This is a genomic window from Microbulbifer litoralis (assembly GCF_023634065.1).
Taxonomy (GTDB): domain Bacteria; phylum Pseudomonadota; class Gammaproteobacteria; order Pseudomonadales; family Cellvibrionaceae; genus Microbulbifer; species Microbulbifer litoralis.
Window position 1 is genome coordinate 207,191 of record NZ_JALKCV010000001.1, and the last position, 17,911, is coordinate 225,101.

The window sequence follows — 17,911 nt, forward strand, 5'->3', positions numbered from 1 at the left end:
ATGACGGAACTCGTGCGGAAACTCCCCCGCGGGGCGAAACTGCTGCTCGGCTGCTTCGCCCTGCTTCTGGCCGCCTGTAGCAGCCAGAAGCCCGAACCATCCGCACCCGCCCCGGCGGAACAGCCATCGGCGGAGCAACCGTCAGTGGAGCAGCTGCAGCGCTGGACCATCAAGGGCAAGATCGGCGTGCGCGCGCCGGAGGACAGCGGCAGTGCCAACCTGACCTGGGAGCAGCAGAATTCCCCCAGCTACCGCATCCACCTGAGCGGCCCCCTGGGCGCCGGCGCCACGGTGATCAGCGGCAGCCCCGCCGGGGTCAGCCTGCAGCGCGGCGACGAGCCGCCGGTACACGCCCGCAGCCCGGCACAACTGACCATGCAGACCCTGGGCTGGCCACTGCCGATCGATGAAATGTACTACTGGGTCCGCGGCCTGGTCGCCCCCGGTGGCGACGCCAGCGAACAGCGCAACGCCAGCGGCCAACTGCAGAGCCTGCAGCAGGCCGGCTGGATACTGAATTTCAGCGGTTACGAGAGTCGCGGCCCCTACGTACTGCCCACCAAAATCAAGGCCACCAGCAACCAGGCAGCGGGGCCGGTGAAGGTGACACTGGTGATCAAGGAATGGGTCTTTTGACAATGCGGAACAATAAATGATGAATGCGGAATGGCTCGCGAACGTTTATATTCTGCACTCCGCATTCATCATTCCGCTTCCACATCATGCTTCTGCCCGCCCCCGCCAAACTCAACCTGATCCTGCGCATCATCGGCCGCCGGCCGGACGGCTACCACGAACTGCAGACGCTGTTCCAGCTTTTGGACTGGGGCGATGAACTCGCGTTTGAATTGCGCCACGACGACGCAGTCAGTGTGCAGGCGGGCGCGCTCGATATACCGCTGGAACAGAACCTGGTCTATCGCGCCGCGCGCCTGCTGCAGGCGGAGAGCGGCTGCCGCAGCGGCGTCCATATCACACTGCAGAAAAAACTGCCCCACGGCGGCGGCATCGGCGGCGGCAGCAGCGATGCGGCGACCACGCTGCTGGGCCTCAATCAACTCTGGCAGTGCAATCTGTCACTGGACAGGCTGGCGCAACTCGGCCGCGCGCTGGGTGCGGATGTGCCCGTCTTTGTGCGCGGGCATACCGCCTGGGCGGAAGGTGTCGGCGAACAACTGACACCGGTGGAAACCGCAAGACACCACTACCTGGTGGTGATGCCCGACTGTTCCGTGAGCACCGCAGCGGTATTCGGCCATCCGGGTTTGACAAGAGATTCCGCCGCAATTACATTACCGCACCTTCGTGAGGGGCGGCTCGACAGTCGCTGGCTTGAACAGCATTCGGGCAACGATTGTCAGGCACTGGTCGAACACCTCTACCCGGAAATCCGCGCGACCAGAGAGTGGCTGCAACAGTTTGCCAGGGCGCAACTGACCGGTACCGGGGCCTGCGTATTCGCAGCGTTCGATTCGGCAACTGCAGCCGCAGAGGCACTTGCAGACCTGCCGGACAGATGGCGTGGCTTTGTCGCCACCGGGGTACAGCAATCCCCAGCCCATCGCCAACTCGCGAAAATTGCAGCCGGAGCCTGAAAGGTATCGGCGCAATGATGCTGGGGCGTAGCCAAGCGGTAAGGCAGCGGGTTTTGATCCCGTCATGCGTAGGTTCGAATCCTACCGCCCCAGCCATTTCCCGACTCTATCCTTACGCGACCGCCTGTGTCGCAAACAGCAAAAGGTGTACTGCGCACTATACCTATACAGCTTTCACAAACACGGGCATCTAAACTACCTTTCACCCTTTTGTATAAACGAAACCAAAGGAACTCGCAGTGGCTGACTTGATGGTCTTTACCGGTAACGCAAACCCGGAACTGGCACAGAAAATTGTCGACCATATGGCGATCCCCATGGGCGAAGCGGTGGTCAAGCGCTTTTCCGACGGCGAGATTGCAGTAGAAATCACCGATAACGTGCGCGGCCGCGACGTTTTCGTGGTCCAGTCCACCTGCCAGCCCACCAATCGCAACCTGATGGAGCTGATCCTATTGGTGGACGCCCTGCGCCGCGCCTCCGCCGGCCGCATCACCGCGGTGGTGCCCTACTTCGGCTACGCCCGCCAGGATCGCCGCGTCCGCTCCCAGCGGGTGCCGATCTCCGCCAAGGTGGTGGCGGACATGATGGTCAGCGTGGGCATCGACCGGGTCCTGACCGTGGACCTGCACGCAGAGCAGATCCAGGGCTTCTTCGATGTGCCGGTGGACAACGTCTACGGCTCCTCGGTGCTGCTGGACGATATCGAGCGCCAGAACTACGAGGACCTGGTGGTGGTCTCCCCGGATATCGGCGGCGTGGTACGCGCCCGCGCCGTGGCCAAGAGCCTGGAGTGCGACCTGGCGATCATCGACAAGCGCCGCCCGGCCGCCAATGTGGCCGAGGTGATGAACATCATCGGCGAAGTCAACGACCGCACCTGCCTGCTGGTGGACGACATGGTCGACACCGCCGGCACCCTCTGCAACGCCGCCAATGCCCTGAAAGACCACGGCGCCAAGAAAGTCATCGCCTACTGCACCCACCCGGTGCTGTCCGGCAAGGCGATCGACAACCTGAACAACTCGGTGCTGGATGAACTGGTGGTCACCGACTCCATCCCGCTCGGCGACAAGATGGAACAGGCCCCCAAGATCCGCCAGCTGACCCTGTCCGCCATGCTGGCCGAATCCGTGCGCCGCATCAGCAACGAGGAATCGCTGTCGGCGATGTTCCGCTGACCGGGGAGAACTCCCTCCCTCTTCACATAAGAGCGAACCCTGTGTTCGCCCTTTTGATTGGGGCATTTCGATACCCGGAATGGTGCGATTAAGCTGGCTCCGTGGCGGCCCTGCTGCCGGGAGCTACTTGTGGGACACGAGCTAGGCGCCCCCCGTTAATCCATCTTTGGAGGCTTGTCCGCGAGGCCCCTCTCGCAGACAGTCCCGAAAGCTTCCCCGGCAGCAGAGCCTTCACATTGGCCTCACTATTCTTTTCGCGCCCTCGCTTAAGGCCCGTAAAAAACGCCAAAGCCGATGAGAAGGCGCTGATATCGGTAGCGGTCTGCCAGACCTTATGAGACAGGGATGTCGATTAAGAGCGTACAGGGATGTATTCACAGCGTGTCTGGCAGACCGCTACCGGTAGCAGCGCCGCCACTGAGCTCTCTCACCGCCACTGCCCGAGCGACTCTAACAAGCAGGGCGAACACAGGATTCGCCCCACTGGCGCCCTCCCACCAATTCCCGTAGAATACGCGCCCGCCCGGCAGCTCTGCCGGGCGCTTACTATTGGGCCCGCGATGATCCCGGCCCGATTTGCAACAACGCCAGGGCGTTCCGGTCGCAGGTCGCCCTGGGCAGACAACCCGAGGTTTAACCCATGTCTGATATCAAACTGAACGCCAGCGTCCGCAGCGACGAAGGGAAAGGTGCGAGCCGCCGCCTGCGTCGCAACGGTCGCGTACCCGGCATCATCTACGGTGGCAAGGCCGAGCCGCAATCCGTCTCCGTACTGGCCCGCGAACTGTGGAAAGCCCTGGAGAGCGAAGCTTTCTTCTCCTCCGTGCTGAACCTGGACGTAGACGGCAAGAAAGAGCAGGTCATCCTGCGCGACCTGCAGCGTCACCCGTCCCAGCAGATCATTTACCACCTGGACTTCCAGCGCGTTTCCGCCAACACCAAGGTTCACATCAAAGTGCCGCTGCACTTCCTGAATGAAGAAACCTGCAAAGGCGTCAAGGCCGGCGGCATCGTCTCCCACACCCTGACCGAACTGGAAATCAGTGCCCCCGCCTCCAAACTGCCGGAGTTCATCGAAGTGGACCTGGCCGACCTGGACATGGACGGCGTACTGCACATCTCCGACGTCAAACTGCCGCAAGGCGTGGAATCCGTGGACCTGACCCACGGCGAAGACCACGACCTGGTTGTTGCTTCCGTACACAAGCCCCGCGGCGCCATTGAAGCCGAAGCCGAGGGTGAGGAAGCAGAAGGCGAAAGCGGCGAAGAGTAAGGCGCACTATTTTGGCCAAGGCACCGGACACGCCAATCCAGTTGATTGTGGGGCTGGGCAATCCCGGCCCCGAATACGACCGGACGCGCCACAATGCCGGTGCCGACTTCGTCACCGAGCTGGCCAGCCGTCACGGCAGCCAGCTCGCGCCCGACAAAAAGTACCACGGCCTCAGCGGCCGGGTACGGATCGGCGGGCAGGATATCCGCCTGCTGATCCCCACTACCTACATGAATCGCAGCGGCCAGTCCGTCGGCCCGCTGGCACACTTCTTCAAGATTCCTCCCGAGGCCATCCTGGTCGCTCACGACGAGCTCGACCTGCCCCCCGGCACCGCGCGCCTGAAAGCCGGCGGCGGACACGGCGGGCACAACGGCCTGCGGGACATCATCTCCGCACTGGGCAACAACCGCGACTTCATGCGACTGCGCCTCGGCATCGGCCACCCGGGCAACGCCCGCGAAGTGGTCAACTACGTCCTGCAGCGCGCGCCCAGACAGGAGCAGGAACAACTGGCGGAAGCCATCGACCGCGCCATCGACGCAATGCCCGGTGCCGCCGCCGGCGACTGGGGCGCGGCCATGAAAGATCTCCACTCAAAACCGGGCCCCGGGACCCGGGACTCGGGACCCGGGAAAAACTCCTAACCTCCTGCGGGGCCGGCTCCCGGCACTGTGGGAGCCTGCCTCGCAGGCGATCAATCATCGAGATAGCAAATTATGGGATTCACTTGCGGTATCGTCGGCCTGCCCAACGTGGGCAAATCCACGCTGTTCAATGCCCTGACCAAGGCCGGCATCGACGCCGAGAACTTCCCCTTCTGTACCATCGAGCCCAACGCCGGCGTGGTGCCGGTGCCGGACCCGCGGCTGGATAAACTGGCCGCGATCGTCAAGCCGGAGAAAGTGATCCCCACCACCATGGAGTTCACCGATATCGCCGGACTGGTTGCCGGCGCCTCCAAGGGCGAGGGCCTGGGCAACAAATTCCTGGCCAACATCCGCGAGACCGACGCCATTGCCCACGTGGTGCGCTGCTTCGAAGACGACAACGTCATCCACGTGGCCAACCAGGTGCACCCGGTATCGGACATCGAGGTCATCAACACCGAACTGGCGCTGGCAGACCTGGATACCGTGGAAAAGGCCCTGCAGCGATTCACCCGCGCCGCCAAGGGCCAGGACAAGCACGCCATCAAGATGAAAGCGCTGCTGGAGAAGATCCAGCCGCACCTGGATGAAGCCAAACCGCTGCGCTCCTTCGGCCTGTCCGGAGAAGACCAGGCAGCCCTGCGCGAATTGAGCCTGCTGACCCTGAAACCCACCATGTATATCGCCAACGTCGACGAGGACGGTTTCGAGAACAACCCGCACCTGGACGCGGTGGCTGCCATCGCCGCGGAGGAAAACGCAGTGCTGGTGCCCATCTGCAACAAGCTGGAAGCGGAAATTGCCGAACTGGAAGACGACGAGAAACAGGAGTTCCTGGAAGAGCTGGGCATGGACGAACCGGGCCTGAACCGCGTGATCCGCGCCGGCTACGAACTGCTGGGCCTGCACACCTACTTCACCGCCGGCGTCAAGGAAGTGCGCGCCTGGACCATCCCGCTGGGCGCTACGGCACCGCAGGCGGCGGGCCGGATTCACACGGATTTCGAGAAGGGCTTTATCCGCGCCGAAGTGGTCGGCTATGACGACTACATCGCCAACAACGGCGAGGCCGGCGCCAAGGACGCCGGCAAGTGGCGCCTGGAAGGCAAGGATTACGTGGTCGCAGACGGCGACGTGATTCACTTCCGTTTCAACGTTTAAAGACCGGGACTCGGGACTCGGGACTCGGGACTCGGGACTCAAGTAGGATGCGCCGTGCGCACCAACCAGCCAACGGTGTGCGCGGCGCCCCCGATTCAGCTCCCCTCTCCCCAGGGAGAGGGGCCCGAGGGAGAGAGCGAAGCCCACTCCCCACCACCCCATCAAACCAGGCGCCGCCCCCCATCTTCGAGAGCCGGGCCGGGAAGAAATCATGCCCCAATCCAACTGGAAAGTCGGTCTGCCCCTGGCACTGACCACCGCCTTTATGTGGGCCCTGCTGCCCATTGCCATGAAAGGCCTGCTGGGCGATATCAGCGCCGCCACCGTCACCTGGTACCGCTTCTCCGGTGCCGCGCTGCTGGCCGGTGCCTACTACGGCTGGACGCGCCAGCTGCACCTGGACCAGCTGTTTACCCGCAGGCTGCTGCCGCTGACCGTATTCGCCGTACTCGGCCTGCTGGGCAACTACATCGCCTACGCCACCGGCCTCAGCTATATCACCGCCGGCGCCGTACAGGTGCTGATCCAGGTGGCACCACTGCTGCTGTTGATCGCCAGCGTGATCTGGCTCGGCGAGAGCTTCTCCCCGCGCCAGTGGCTGGGCGTTGCGATGGTGGCCACCGGCCTGCCGCTGTTTTTCAACCAGCGGTTACAGGAGCTGGTCAGCGGGGCCAATCGGGAATACCTGCTCGGCGTCGGCTTTATCCTGGTCGCCGCCACCACCTGGGCCGTGTACGGCTTCTTCCAGAAAAAGATCGTCACCAGCACCCGCCCGCAGAGCCTGCTGGTACTGATCTACTTGGCCGGCACCCTGTGCTTCCTGCCGATGGCCGAACCGGCCAGTGTCGTCAACCTGGGCACCCTCGGCTGGGTTCTGCTGGCTTTCCTGACCGCCAACACCCTGATCGCCTACGGCGCCTTCGCCAGAGCCATGGCCGCCTGGGAAGCCTCCCGGGTCAGTGCGACCCTGGCCCTGGTGCCACTGATGACCCTGGCGCTCAGCGCCCTGATCGGGCGCGCCTGGCCGGACTATATCGAGGTGGAACCACTGAACTGGATCAGTTGGATCGGCGCCATGGCGGTGGTGGCGGGCTCGCTGCTGGCCGCTATCGGGCGCCGCCGCTAAGGGCGCGACAGTTTCGCTAACTTACTGATTAAATTACTAAAATGGGTCTTGACAGGCCCGCCCCTTGGCCTGATAATGCGCGCCCTCGGTTAGGCCAGAAGGCAAAAATAACCGGGACAGTAGTCAGTGGCAAGGTAGCTCAGCCGGTTAGAGCGCAGCACTCATAATGCTGAGGTCGGGAGTTCAAGTCTCCCCCTTGCTACCATTTTCAAACTGTAAGCAGTCGCTTCACAGTCCTGATACTGGGGCGTAGCCAAGCGGTAAGGCAGCGGGTTTTGATCCCGTCATGCGTAGGTTCGAATCCTACCGCCCCAGCCATTTCTTCCCTACTGGCGGAAAGTCGCCGGCGACTCGAACTCCCCACTGCCACTCTCCTGCGTTAAGCTTGCAAACACAGCCCAACCCTGCGAACGAATCGATGGACGGTGCAGATTGAACGCTGCGTTCAGCGCGTCCGGGAAGAGTACGACAAGAACCCTGACACCTTTGCCGAAGACCACACCCGCCAGGATGCAGCCATCCTGAACATTCAACGTGCCTGTGAAGCAGCTTTGGACATGCGGCAACACCTGATCCAGGCAGAGGGACTCGGCATAGCCCAGAGTTCGCGGGATATTTTCCAGTTGCTCGCCGATGCCGGGAAAATCACCCGAGCCTAGGGCAACTAAAGAAGATGGTCGGCTTCCGCAATATTGCCGTGCACGAATACTAGAAACTTCAAATTCCCATTGTCGAAGCCGTGATCAGAGAGCATCTGGACGAATTTTTGCAGTATTCCGCCCGATTGCTGAGCGACCAGCCCGGCTAAACAGCCCTTCCGAATGCTCCCGGCCCCCCTCGGCCATCCGCAACCCCACACGCCGCAACCGCTCAAAGGCCAGCAGGCAGGCACCCACGGCCATCAAGGCCACCAGCAACCCTGCCCCGCCCAGCGCCTCCCGCTCGGCGACACAGATCCAGGCAAACTGCCCCACGCACAGCACAGCGACCGCCAGAAGCGTGGAGCGCCGGCCGATCAGACCGACGACGAACACACCCAGCGGCGCCCCCAGCGCAACCACCGGCGCGGCGGCCAGCCAGTTGCCAAACACCCCCGGCTGCCAATCGCCACTCAGTGACTTTACGGCCACGCCAATAAGCGAACCGCAAGCCATGATCACCACCGAAGTGGGAATGGCCACCTTCAGGTCCACGCGGCTCAGCACCACCAGCGCGGTATAGATCACCATATCGATCCCGACACCGGTGACCGACACCGCCGAAAAACCGGCCACGGCCCCCGATAACAAACCCACACGGAAATCCCGTGGACAACGCCCATCGCCGGCGCGCTCGAGGGCCGTGATCTCATTCAGGCGGTACAGGTGGAAGATACCAAAACTGCCCCACAACACTGCGAACACCAGCTTCACCCACAGTTCGGGCACGATAGGGGCAAAGAACAGGATACCGAGGGGAATGGTCGCCAGCGAACCGATCAGCGCCCCGCGCAGCATCGACCAGGCCAACGCCTGGCGCCGGCACAGGATAAAGATACTGGCGCTGACCATACCGATCGACTGGACCGCAAAACTGAAATCGCGACCGAGACTCGCGGGCATATCGAACAGCAGCACCAGCACCGGAAAGCCCACCGTGCCACCCCCCATCGGCGTGGAACCAGCGGCATAGCTGCCGATGGCCATGGACAGGGCCATCGGCCAGTGCTCCCGGACAAGACTCCAGAGATCGAGGCCGACCACCAGTAACAGCCAGGCACCGTAGAACACGGCCAGCCAGCAAAGCCAGACCCACAGCAGAGAGGCGCGCATAGAAGAGCCAGAGAGGAAATGAAGTACTTTATTATCGGGTCGGGACAGAGGCTCCCCACCCCGTTATTCATCGACCGGGACCCGCCACCCGAACGGCGCAGCGGGCCGGAACGGAGCCCCAGAGGGCCCCAAACAACCGGTATCAGCCCTCTGCGTGCATCTTTGCCAGCCTTGAGAACTGGTGCATGGAGCCCAGCTGCGCATACAGCGCCGGCAGGAAACCGCGCTTGCGGAAATCGGCGAAATCCTCTTCGCTTAGCTCGCCCAGCTTCTTCTCGTCGACGATATAGACCCCACCCAGGTTGATCTTCTCACCACCGGCGGTGACGGACACATTCTGGGAAGCCAGCAGGTCCTTCTCTGCCAGAACGCTGACAAAGGCCCGGGTCATCTGCTCGCTCTCGAGATAGCCGACCAGGTTTTCCTTCTTGGCCTTCAGGTAGTCGGTCTCCTCGCCGGACTCGGAAAACAGCGCATTGCCCTCTTCCTCGCCGACCACCGGACTGCCCTCGATCAGGCCGACCATCAGCTGCTCCTTGTTCTCACCAACGGGCGCCAGCACGAACGGGTGATTGCGGACGGCACCGGGGACGAACACCCCCTTCCACTTCTCGCCATCCACGAACAGGTTTTCCCCCACCTTCAGCCCCATCAGCGCCACGGCCTGGAACTGGTCGGTATCAGAATTCTTGACAAAAACGATCGGGTATTCCGCACCCAGGCGGGAAAACTCGTGCGCGGTCACCGGGACCATATGGGCACTCTTGACATGCTCGAAGGTGCCCAGCTCGCGGACTTTCAGTTTGCCGTGGACGTCGCTGCGCAGGGGGACGATTTTGGGGGGTTGTTGATCAGACATACATCTATACCTGTTATTGATTGTTTATTCTGCTCAATAAGCGGACAGTATATTTGCCTTAAAGGAAAAGGGAAACACCTGACTCGTGGCTTCCTTATAAGACCCCGCACCTACAGCCAGGCAATACATCTACCCCGGCGGAGCACATAGAGCAGCTATACACACCGAATCCGGCCGCAACCATCGAACTAATACACTGTGGATAGCGCGGCTCTCCACTACACAATCCGCTCCAGCCAAGCTAAAATTGCAGAGCACACCGCTGACTTACAAGCCCGACAACCGATTTGACAGATCAAAACATAACAGAAAAAGAATCAGTCATAGGTAACAAAAAGATTCGCTGTTAATCGCCCTGTGTCGGGACAGAAACTTATACTTTTCTCACTTAAGATATTCGCGCTGTGCAGCATTACCCCGCGATAAACCACCAAACGGTTGAATTTCGCAGATACAAACCCAATCCTGGAAAACAAGTCATCTGATTCAGAGCAATATTTCTTGGGCCTGCGATATTTATTGAACTCGTAATAACAACAATCCAAATAATGCTCACACCTTTCAGGCGTTATAGATTCATAGCCTGTACTTTTATGCTGATAAAAGCCTGTTCCGCCGTGACTTTCATCGCAGAGATACAGCAAGACAGCAAAGAGTGCCGGGTTACTTGTATCAAAATGAGGAGCCCTCTGCAATGGACCCAGCTCCTCTTCAGGTACAGTAATTAAATTGAGAGTCTCTTGGTGAATCTTGAGCTCGCTCGACAAAGGTATATCAAACTGCTCTCGAATCAGGGGATCTATACGATCCATGATGAAGGCCGCATGATTATCAGGCGCTGCAGTTCTGACACCCGGATATCCCTTGCGCTCCGCAGCCATAGGCCACGGAGCAAATTTCGCACTCTTCGAGAACGCAACCAAATCCTCTGGATTCTCGAGAAAGTCATCAACAACCATGACTTTCCTTTTTTCATCACCAATTTCAAGAGTTTGCATATTCAGACTAATCATTTACTCAAGTGATTTATATCCTGAACCCTGTATATCACTTATCTCGGGGCAAAAAAAAGCCCAGCTGAATGCTGGGCCTTTCCTTAGCTCACGCTCTTAGAACTTGTAGCTGGCACCCAACTGGTACACTGCTTCGCCCTGGAACGACCAAGCCGGGAACCCCTCCTGAAGGGGAGCTTTCATACCGGTCGAGGAGCTTTCCGCACTAGCAGCGCCGTATTGAATGTCATCTTCCTCGAGAACATTGATGGCCTCAAAGGTAACATCCAGATGGTCGGTAGCATACCAGTAAAAACTGAGATCCAGAGAACCGAAGTCATCGTGCATGCGGTTACCGTACCAGTAACCGCCGTCACGGATCAGGTACTCGGAACGGTAATTGTATGCCGCACGTGCAGAGAATGTATCGTTCTCCCAATAACCTACCAGGTTATATGCATTTTCTGAAGACTCGGTGAAGATCGGTAACTGATCCATAAACGCATCCTTCGGCGCTTCGGCATCGGTGTATGTATAGTTGGCAGCTACACCAAAGCCGTTGTCAAACGCGTGCTGGATTTGCAGCTCTATCCCCTGAATGTCTGCACCACCGGTATTTTTCAGGGTTTCGACCGCCCAAGAGTCACCACCGGCCGGATCTTCAAGACCGATCTGCTGGTCAACCAGAATCTCGGAGGTCACAAAATCATCAATGGACTTCACAAAATAAGTTGCAGAGACCAGATTGCCATTGCCATAGTAATACTCAAGCGCGATGTCGGCACTGGTTGCCTTCATCGGCTGCAGGCCTTCACTACCAAAGCGCTGAGTCTGGTTGTTATCACGGTCGTCGGCAAAACCGCTGTAAGTCACCAGCATATCGTCGTAACTGGGGCGGCTGATAGTCTGCGACGCAGAGGCACGTAGAACCCAATCCTCCGACAGCTCATAGCGTACGGTAGCACTTGGCAGCACATCACTGTAGTCAGAACTGTAAGTAGACAAGGAGTAGGCGTAACCAATGTTCGCAGCGATCTCATCCGCCATGGGGTCTGTGCCGTCCAGATCGTACTGTGTACGGGAGACGTCGCTAGAGATGTAACGCAGACCGAAGTTACCGCTCAGGGCACCGGACTCGAAGTTGAACATACCGTACAAGGCGGTATTCTCTTCGTTCAGGTCGGAGTAACCCGCGCGCTCTTCCACCCACTTATCAAGACTTTCGCGGGTCAGGGCAACCATTGCATCCAGATCGGGTTTCGGTGCAGTAAAACCGTCCTGACCAACTTCGTACTCTCCGCTATAGAGGTCTGATGTCGGAACCTGAATCGGGTCACTCAGTACACCTCTGTATTTGCGGCGATTGACATCGTGATCAGTCCAGCGTACGCCAGTTTTGAAGGAGGTCAGAATTCCCGCGTTCAGATCGAACTCGACATCCAACTGAGCATAACTTTCTTCATCTTCTGCCGGGCCACTGGCGACCGCCCAGCCTTGCGGTCCCATGGTGTCGGCGAAGTCGTCCACCGTCTGGCTGGGATCACTGGTCGTGTCGATTTGGATCTCTTTGCCAGAGGCATCAATGGAACCTTCCCACTTGGGCTGGGTCGCACTGATGTCCTGGAAATTGGTGGTGAAGTCGGTACCACCATCCGCCTTGGTGGAACCAATACTGCCGCTGACACTGAAACCGTCACCTTCATACTCGGTGCTGAAGTCAAAGGTATCGGAACCCATGGAAGACTTCCGACCCCAGGTCTGATTGAAAGTATTGGCGGCAATCTCACTGCCCGGATCACCGCGGAAGTCCGGCGCGTTCTCGGTTGTGCTGGATACGCACAGACCCGCGGCGTTGGTAGAGTGGCAAGTAGTGCTGCCATTTTCGAGACCAGCCAGAGTAAAGAGATACAGGCTGTTGTTGGTGTTGTCCGCCTGCAAATCCAGGGACATGGCATGCAGGGTGAAAGACAGCGCGTCGGTCGGGGCGTATTGCAGAGTTACATCAAAAGCTTTGCGCTCCTGATCCTGCAGGAAGGTGGTCGGGGCCACATCGCCAGACCAGCGATAATCGGATTCGGTACCGCGGCGAACGTATTCACGGTCTTCAACAGCAGCGGAAACCAACACACCGAAAGTTTCTGAGTCATTTTTCCAGCTGTAAAGACCGGAAACTTCCGGGGCTACCTCGTCACTGATAGTCCCGACGCGACCCTGGGTACCGATCCAGGCAGTATTGGCATCCAGGTCCAGCGGTTTACGGGTTTTAACAATGACGGTACCGCCGATCCCACCTTCGTTCAGGTCGGCGCGAGAAGACTTGTACACCTCGATACCGCCAATCAGCTCCGCCGGCAGCAGGGAATAGTTGAAGCTGCGATCGACGGGAATATTGTCGAACCAACCGGTAGATGCAACGTTCTGACCGTTCAACTGGGTCAGCGTCATCGTCGGCGCCGCGCCACGAATGGATACGGAGGCACCCTGGCCGAATGAGCGACCAACAGTGATCCCGGGAATACGACCCAGTGCTTCACCTACGTCGGAGTCCGGGAACTTGCCGACATCTTCAGCAGACACGGCATCGACCAGATCGGTCGCGTCCCGCTTGATATTGACGGCATCCTGCAGGGCACCACGAATACCAGTAACGGTAATCTCTTCCAGAGAGGCATCCTGGGCCATTGCGAGCGGAGCTGCGAGGCCGCCACTCAGTACAGCTGCACTGACGGAGAGTGCGAGTTTGTTGCGCTTGAGCATCGATTTCCCCTTCCTTTTTTATTGATATAAAGGTTTGGTTAGAAATTTTTTTCACCTTGTACCGCAAAATGATAGCGCTGTCATTCGTTTTTATGATAGCGCTGTCATTCTCACGAACGACAATACACACAAAAAAAATAAAATGCTACTGCTTTACCGGCAATTTGCAGGACCCTTCGTCCGTTTCCACTTTGCCATTTGGCTGTTTTGTGTTCATCGCAGGAAAAAATAAACTAAAACAAGAGGTTACGAATAGCCATCAGGCGACAGGAAGAGCGGAAGACGTAACGGGTAAAAAGTCACTAAAGACAACTTTAGCGGTAACAGCCAGCCGGCGAAGGCCGGGTTTCAATCAACGGGGAACATCGGGACGCGAAGGCGGGCCTGGAACATCCGTTCTGCCGCCAGTGAGCGGCGGCAGCACGGATATCCCGGCGGGGGGTTACTCGATTTCCTTGATACGCATGGAGTTGGTGTGGCCCCCCGTATTCAGGCGTTCGCCCTGGGTGATCAGGACCCGCTGCCCTTTCTGCAGGTCCAGGCGGGAGCCCAGTACCTCGATGATCGAATCCGTCAGGTGCCCCAGCGGCACCGAGGCCGGGTCGAACCCGACCGGCTCCACGCCGCGCAGCAGCACCAGCTGGCGCGCGACGCGCGGGTGGCGGGTGAGCGCGTAGATGGGCAATTGGGTGGTGGCGCGGGACATGATGCGCGGGGTGCGGCCGGACTCGGTCAGGGCGGCCACCGCGCACAGGTTCTCGATCCGCGCGGCCACGTCGATGGCCGCCTGGGCAATCACCGTGTCGATGCGATCGGAGGCGCTCTGGCTGGCGGCCGGGCGCGGCACGCTGCCCAGATACTGCTCGGCGCCGACGATCACCTCGCTCATCGACTCGACCGCGGACACCGGATAGTCGCCGGCAGCGGTTTCCGCCGACAGCATGACCGCGTCGGTTCCGTCCAGCACCGCATTGGCCACGTCCATCACCTCGGCGCGGGTCGGGGTCGGGCTGGTGATCATGGATTCCATCATCTGGGTCGCGGTGATCACGCCGCGGTTCAGGGCATTGGCCCGGTTGATCAGCTTCTTCTGCACGCCGATCAGGGCCGGATCTCCGATCTCCACACCCAGGTCGCCGCGCGCCACCATGATGGCATCGGCGGCGAGGATCAGGTTGTCCATCTGCTCGTCGTCGGCGACCGCCTCTGCCCGCTCGACCTTGGCCACGATGGCCGCCTGGCTGCCGACCTCGAGCATGGCATTGCGGGCGGTTTCCAGATCCTCCGCACAGCGCGGGAAGCTCACGGCGAGGAAATCCACCTCCAGCTCTGCCGCCAGCTTGATATCGCGGTAGTCCTTTTCCGTCAGCGCCGGCGCGGAGAGGCCGCCACCCAGCAGGTTGATGCCCTTGTTGTTCGACAGCTTGCCGCCCTGCAGCACGCGACAGAAGAGTTTCTGCGGCGTGGTACCGGTGACCTCCAGCCGGATTTTGCCGTCGTCCAACAGCAGGATATTGCCCGGCTTACAGTCGCTGATCAGGCTCGGGTAGTCGACACTGACCCGGGTTTCGTCGCCGCCGTTGGACGGACAATCCAGGTCCAGCGCAAACTCGCTGTTGTTCTCCAGCCACACGCTGCCCTCGGCAAAGCGCGCGATACGGATCTTGGGCCCCTGCAGATCGCCGAGCACAGCGACCATCTTGTTCTGGGCGGTAGCCGCCCGCCGCACTTCCTCCACGCGCTTGCGGTGATCTTCGGGGCTGCCGTGGGAAAAGTTCAGGCGCACGATGTTGACACCGGCGCGGACCATTTCCTCGATTACGTGAGGCTTGTCGGTACCGGGGCCGAGAGTGGCGACGATTTTGGTGTGGCGAATCATAGGGATCTATCAGGGCTTGTCTCAAATATCGGGAGAGGCTTGCCCTCTCCCCTGGCCCCTCCCCCGCAGTCGGGAGAGGGAAGTTCAGTGTTCAGGCGGGTTGCGCGGCCTTCTGCAACTCCAGTGCCTCGGCCATGGCCAGGCTGGTGTCGAGCATGCGATGGGAGAAGCCCCACTCGTTGTCGTACCAGGCCATTACCTTCACCAGGTTGCCGTTGACGCGGGTGTGGTTGCCGTCGAAATGGCTGGATGCGGTGGTGTGGTTGAAATCCGCGGATACCAGCGGCTGGTCACAGAAGGTCAGCACGCCGCCGCTCGCCTCGGCCGCCTTTTGCATGATCGCGTTGACTTCGTCCGCGGTGGTTTCGCGGCTGGCGATAAACTGGCAGTCCACCAGGGACACATTGTTTACCGGTACGCGTACGGCCATGCCGTCCAGCAGCCCCTTCAGTTCCGGCAGCACCAGGCCCACCGCCGCGGCGGCACCGGTCTTGGTCGGGATCATGTTGTCGGCGGCGGCGCGGGCGCGATAGATGTCCTTGTGCACCGCGTCCTGGGTGTTCTGGTCGTTGGTATAGGCATGCACAGTGGTCATGAAGCCGCGCTCGATACCCAGCTCGCGGTGCAGCGCCTTGGCCACCGGTGCCAGGCAGTTGGTGGTGCAGGACGCATTGGATACGATCTTGTGATCGGCGGTCAGCTTGTCGTCGTTCACACCGTAGACCACGGTGAGGTCCGCGTCCTTCGAAGGCGCGGAGATCAGAACGGCCTTGGCACCGGCTTTCAGGTGCGCAGAAGCGGTGTCCTTGGTGGTGAAAAGGCCGGTGCACTCCAGCACCAGGTCCACACCCAGCTCTTCCCACGGCAGTTGGGACGGGTCGCGCTCCTGGCAGACACGCACGCGGTCGCCACCGATCACCAGGGATTCGCCGTCGACGGCCACCTCGGTGTTGAAGCGTCCGTGAATGGTGTCGTAGCGGGTCAGGTGCGCGTTGGATTCCACCGGCGCCAGGTCATTGATGGCCACCAGCTGGACGCGATCGCCATAGCCGGATTCGTAAATAGCGCGGGTGACATTGCGGCCGATGCGGCCATAGCCATTGATGGCAATTTTGATTTTCATCTCGCTAGCCTCGATTTATTGAATTTGTTACTTGCACTCTCGGTATCGGGACCAAAACCCTATTGTCCCTTCAGCGATTTCGCTTCTTTCGCCAGGCGGGTGATCTCCGGCCAGTCTTTTGCCTGCACCAGTTTCGGCGCCGCCATCCAGGAGCCCCCCACACAGACCACGTTCGGCAGTGCCAGGTAATCCGCGGCGTTGCCCGGGCCGACACCACCGGTGGGGCAGAACTGAACCTGAGCCAGTGGACCGCCGATGGATTTCAGCATCGGCACACCGCCGGCGGCCTGGGCCGGGAAGAATTTCTGGTAGCGGTAGCCGCGCTCCAGCAGCCGCATGACTTCAGAGGGATTGGCGGCCCCGGGCAGCAGCGGCACTTCGGTCTTTTCCGCCGCATCCAGCAGCGACCCGGTGGCCCCGGGGCTGACCAGGAAACTCGCACCGGCGTCGACGGAGCGCTGGATATCGTCCCCGTTCAGGACCGTGCCGGTGCCGACATGGGCATCGGGCAGGTGCCGGGCAATCTCTTCCACCGCGGCCAGTGCCGCCTCGGTACGCAGCGTGATTTCGAGTACGTTCAGGCCGCCCTCTACCAGCGCCTCCGCCAGCGGCAGCGCATCTTCAACTTTGTCGATCACCAGCACCGGCACTACGCCGGCCTGTTCCAGTACTGCGGAGAGATTGTTTTGCATCGTTAAATTCCAGATTCCTTCTTACCGGTGCGCGCGGCGCACCCTACGATTGGCCCGGCAACGCGCGCCGGGGCCCTCACGGTGCCCAGTAGACAGTGACCGGCTTCAGCCCCTGCTTGAGAATACTGCGCACCGGCATTGCCAGTTCGTCGCTGCCGAGCAGCGCCTCGCGATAGACCTTGAGCTTTTCATCGCCGGTAATCAGCAGCTTTATATCGTGCGACTGCAGAATGGCAGCGAGGCTCAGGGTCATACGCTCGACGTGTTCGCCGGTGACCTCGCTCCTGTTCGCGGTGATGGCCCGGCAGAGTTGCGTCGCCTGCGGGTCCAGTGCCGCCTCCAGGCCGTCGGCGTGGGGAAACAGCGACGCGGTGTGGCCGTCGCCGCCCATTCCCAGAATGCAGACATCGAACGGGCGCGGCAGCTCAGCGTAGGCGCGTTCGCAGTCGGCCTCGCCTTCGGCGGCGGTGGCGTGCGGGGTTTTCATGCCCAGGAAAGGCGCGTCGACAGCGTTGTTCTGCAACAGGCTTTTCTCGATAAACGCCTGGTTGCTGCCTTTCTCCGTTCTGTCCACCCAGCGCTCATCGACGAGCGCGACATTGATCTGCTGCCACGGCAGCGGCCGCTTCGACAGGGCGCGGTAGGCGGGTTCCGGTGTGCTGCCGCCGGAAACCAGGAAGCTCGCCTGGCCGCGCTCCTTGATACCCCGCTGCAGCGCACTGGCGCAGTCCTGGGTCAGCGCCTGTACCAGGCGCTCGCGATCGGAATAAAATTTTTCTTCTACCATGAGAAATTCCATTCGCCCGTCGACG

16 protein-coding genes and 3 tRNA genes are annotated in these 17,911 nt (G+C 60.3%); 11 read left to right on the plus strand and 8 right to left on the minus strand.

The window, feature by feature from the left end; genetic code table 11:
- From lolB to hepT, 11 genes are all read left to right on the plus strand, one after another.
- On the plus strand, window positions 1-636 hold the full coding sequence (gene lolB / locus MWN76_RS00795) for a lipoprotein insertase outer membrane protein LolB (RefSeq protein ID WP_250458582.1): 636 nt from the start codon (window positions 1-3) through the stop codon (window positions 634-636).
- A gap of 86 nt (window positions 637-722) precedes the next feature.
- The gene (ispE, locus tag MWN76_RS00800) at window positions 723-1,595 is read left to right on the plus strand and encodes a 4-(cytidine 5'-diphospho)-2-C-methyl-D-erythritol kinase (RefSeq protein WP_250458583.1); all 873 of its coding nucleotides are present in this window, start codon (window positions 723-725) and stop codon (window positions 1,593-1,595) included.
- 21 nt (window positions 1,596-1,616) lie between these two features.
- Window positions 1,617-1,691 (plus strand) — tRNA-Gln (locus tag MWN76_RS00805).
- 155 nt (window positions 1,692-1,846) lie between these two features.
- Complete coding sequence (locus MWN76_RS00810; protein ID WP_284500033.1) at window positions 1,847-2,776, plus strand: ribose-phosphate pyrophosphokinase; 930 nt, start codon at window positions 1,847-1,849, stop codon at window positions 2,774-2,776.
- Window positions 2,777-3,416: 640 nt separating this feature from the next.
- The gene (locus tag MWN76_RS00815; RefSeq protein WP_250458585.1) at window positions 3,417-4,049 is read left to right on the plus strand and encodes a 50S ribosomal protein L25/general stress protein Ctc; all 633 of its coding nucleotides are present in this window, start codon (window positions 3,417-3,419) and stop codon (window positions 4,047-4,049) included.
- Window positions 4,050-4,060: 11 nt separating this feature from the next.
- Complete coding sequence (gene pth, locus MWN76_RS00820) at window positions 4,061-4,696, plus strand: aminoacyl-tRNA hydrolase (protein ID WP_250458586.1); 636 nt, start codon at window positions 4,061-4,063, stop codon at window positions 4,694-4,696.
- A 72-nt stretch (window positions 4,697-4,768) separates the two neighbouring features.
- Window positions 4,769-5,860 (plus strand): redox-regulated ATPase YchF, encoded by a 1,092-nt coding sequence (ychF, locus tag MWN76_RS00825; RefSeq protein ID WP_250458588.1) that lies wholly within the window; start codon window positions 4,769-4,771, stop codon window positions 5,858-5,860.
- 211 nt (window positions 5,861-6,071) lie between these two features.
- Window positions 6,072-6,986 (plus strand): DMT family transporter, encoded by a 915-nt coding sequence (locus tag MWN76_RS00830; protein WP_250458590.1) that lies wholly within the window; start codon window positions 6,072-6,074, stop codon window positions 6,984-6,986.
- 128 nt (window positions 6,987-7,114) lie between these two features.
- Window positions 7,115-7,191, plus strand: a tRNA-Met gene (locus tag MWN76_RS00835).
- A 38-nt stretch (window positions 7,192-7,229) separates the two neighbouring features.
- Window positions 7,230-7,304: transfer RNA gene (locus MWN76_RS00840), tRNA-Gln, on the plus strand.
- Window positions 7,305-7,411: 107 nt separating this feature from the next.
- Window positions 7,412-7,645, plus strand: coding sequence for a type VII toxin-antitoxin system HepT family RNase toxin (gene hepT / locus MWN76_RS00845; RefSeq protein WP_250458591.1), 234 nt, complete (start codon window positions 7,412-7,414; stop codon window positions 7,643-7,645).
- An 84-nt stretch (window positions 7,646-7,729) separates the two neighbouring features.
- Here hepT and MWN76_RS00850 read toward each other — a convergent pair whose 3' ends face one another.
- The 8 genes from MWN76_RS00850 to pgl form a co-directional block, all read right to left on the minus strand.
- Window positions 7,730-8,797 carry a sulfite exporter TauE/SafE family protein gene (locus MWN76_RS00850; RefSeq protein WP_250458592.1) on the minus strand — a complete coding sequence of 356 codons (1,068 nt, stop codon included), beginning with the start codon at window positions 8,795-8,797 and terminating at the stop codon, window positions 7,730-7,732.
- Between the two features lie 142 nt (window positions 8,798-8,939).
- Window positions 8,940-9,656 carry a SapC family protein gene (locus tag MWN76_RS00855; protein ID WP_250458594.1) on the minus strand — a complete coding sequence of 239 codons (717 nt, stop codon included), beginning with the start codon at window positions 9,654-9,656 and terminating at the stop codon, window positions 8,940-8,942.
- 317 nt (window positions 9,657-9,973) lie between these two features.
- Entirely contained in the window at window positions 9,974-10,654 is a 681-nt protein-coding gene (locus MWN76_RS00860) for a DUF6445 family protein (RefSeq protein ID WP_250458596.1), read from the minus strand.
- A 111-nt stretch (window positions 10,655-10,765) separates the two neighbouring features.
- A complete protein-coding gene (locus tag MWN76_RS00865; protein WP_250458598.1) occupies window positions 10,766-13,405 on the minus strand; it encodes a TonB-dependent receptor in 2,640 nt (879 codons plus the stop codon).
- 442 nt (window positions 13,406-13,847) lie between these two features.
- The gene (gene pyk, locus MWN76_RS00870) at window positions 13,848-15,284 is read right to left on the minus strand and encodes a pyruvate kinase (protein ID WP_250458599.1); all 1,437 of its coding nucleotides are present in this window, start codon (window positions 15,282-15,284) and stop codon (window positions 13,848-13,850) included.
- Between the two features lie 91 nt (window positions 15,285-15,375).
- Window positions 15,376-16,407: a type I glyceraldehyde-3-phosphate dehydrogenase gene (gap, locus tag MWN76_RS00875; RefSeq protein ID WP_250458601.1), complete on the minus strand. Its 1,032-nt coding sequence runs from the start codon at window positions 16,405-16,407 to the stop codon at window positions 15,376-15,378.
- Between the two features lie 59 nt (window positions 16,408-16,466).
- Entirely contained in the window at window positions 16,467-17,099 is a 633-nt protein-coding gene (locus tag MWN76_RS00880; protein ID WP_250458602.1) for a bifunctional 4-hydroxy-2-oxoglutarate aldolase/2-dehydro-3-deoxy-phosphogluconate aldolase, read from the minus strand.
- A 76-nt stretch (window positions 17,100-17,175) separates the two neighbouring features.
- Complete coding sequence (gene pgl, locus MWN76_RS00885) at window positions 17,176-17,886, minus strand: 6-phosphogluconolactonase (RefSeq protein WP_250458604.1); 711 nt, start codon at window positions 17,884-17,886, stop codon at window positions 17,176-17,178.
- Window positions 17,887-17,911 lie beyond the last annotated feature (25 nt).

What these genes read in the sequence shown, in the direction of transcription:
- MWN76_RS00880 (WP_250458602.1), bottom strand. Translation starts at nt 17,099, where the DNA reads ATGCAAAACAATCTCTCCGCAGTACTGGAACAGGCCGGCGTAGTGCCG.
- pgl (WP_250458604.1), bottom strand. Translation starts at nt 17,886, where the DNA reads ATGGTAGAAGAAAAATTTTATTCCGATCGCGAGCGCCTGGTACAGGCG.
- MWN76_RS00815 (WP_250458585.1), top strand. Translation starts at nt 3,417, where the DNA reads ATGTCTGATATCAAACTGAACGCCAGCGTCCGCAGCGACGAAGGGAAA.
- MWN76_RS00855 (WP_250458594.1), bottom strand. Translation starts at nt 9,656, where the DNA reads ATGTCTGATCAACAACCCCCCAAAATCGTCCCCCTGCGCAGCGACGTC.
- MWN76_RS00850 (WP_250458592.1), bottom strand. Translation starts at nt 8,797, where the DNA reads ATGCGCGCCTCTCTGCTGTGGGTCTGGCTTTGCTGGCTGGCCGTGTTC.
- MWN76_RS00810 (WP_284500033.1), top strand. Translation starts at nt 1,847, where the DNA reads ATGGTCTTTACCGGTAACGCAAACCCGGAACTGGCACAGAAAATTGTC.
- ispE (WP_250458583.1), top strand. Translation starts at nt 723, where the DNA reads ATGCTTCTGCCCGCCCCCGCCAAACTCAACCTGATCCTGCGCATCATC.
- lolB (WP_250458582.1), top strand. Translation starts at nt 1, where the DNA reads ATGACGGAACTCGTGCGGAAACTCCCCCGCGGGGCGAAACTGCTGCTC.
- MWN76_RS00860 (WP_250458596.1), bottom strand. Translation starts at nt 10,654, where the DNA reads ATGCAAACTCTTGAAATTGGTGATGAAAAAAGGAAAGTCATGGTTGTT.
- MWN76_RS00830 (WP_250458590.1), top strand. Translation starts at nt 6,072, where the DNA reads ATGCCCCAATCCAACTGGAAAGTCGGTCTGCCCCTGGCACTGACCACC.
- MWN76_RS00865 (WP_250458598.1), bottom strand. Translation starts at nt 13,405, where the DNA reads ATGCTCAAGCGCAACAAACTCGCACTCTCCGTCAGTGCAGCTGTACTG.
- ychF (WP_250458588.1), top strand. Translation starts at nt 4,769, where the DNA reads ATGGGATTCACTTGCGGTATCGTCGGCCTGCCCAACGTGGGCAAATCC.
- gap (WP_250458601.1), bottom strand. Translation starts at nt 16,407, where the DNA reads ATGAAAATCAAAATTGCCATCAATGGCTATGGCCGCATCGGCCGCAAT.
- pyk (WP_250458599.1), bottom strand. Translation starts at nt 15,284, where the DNA reads ATGATTCGCCACACCAAAATCGTCGCCACTCTCGGCCCCGGTACCGAC.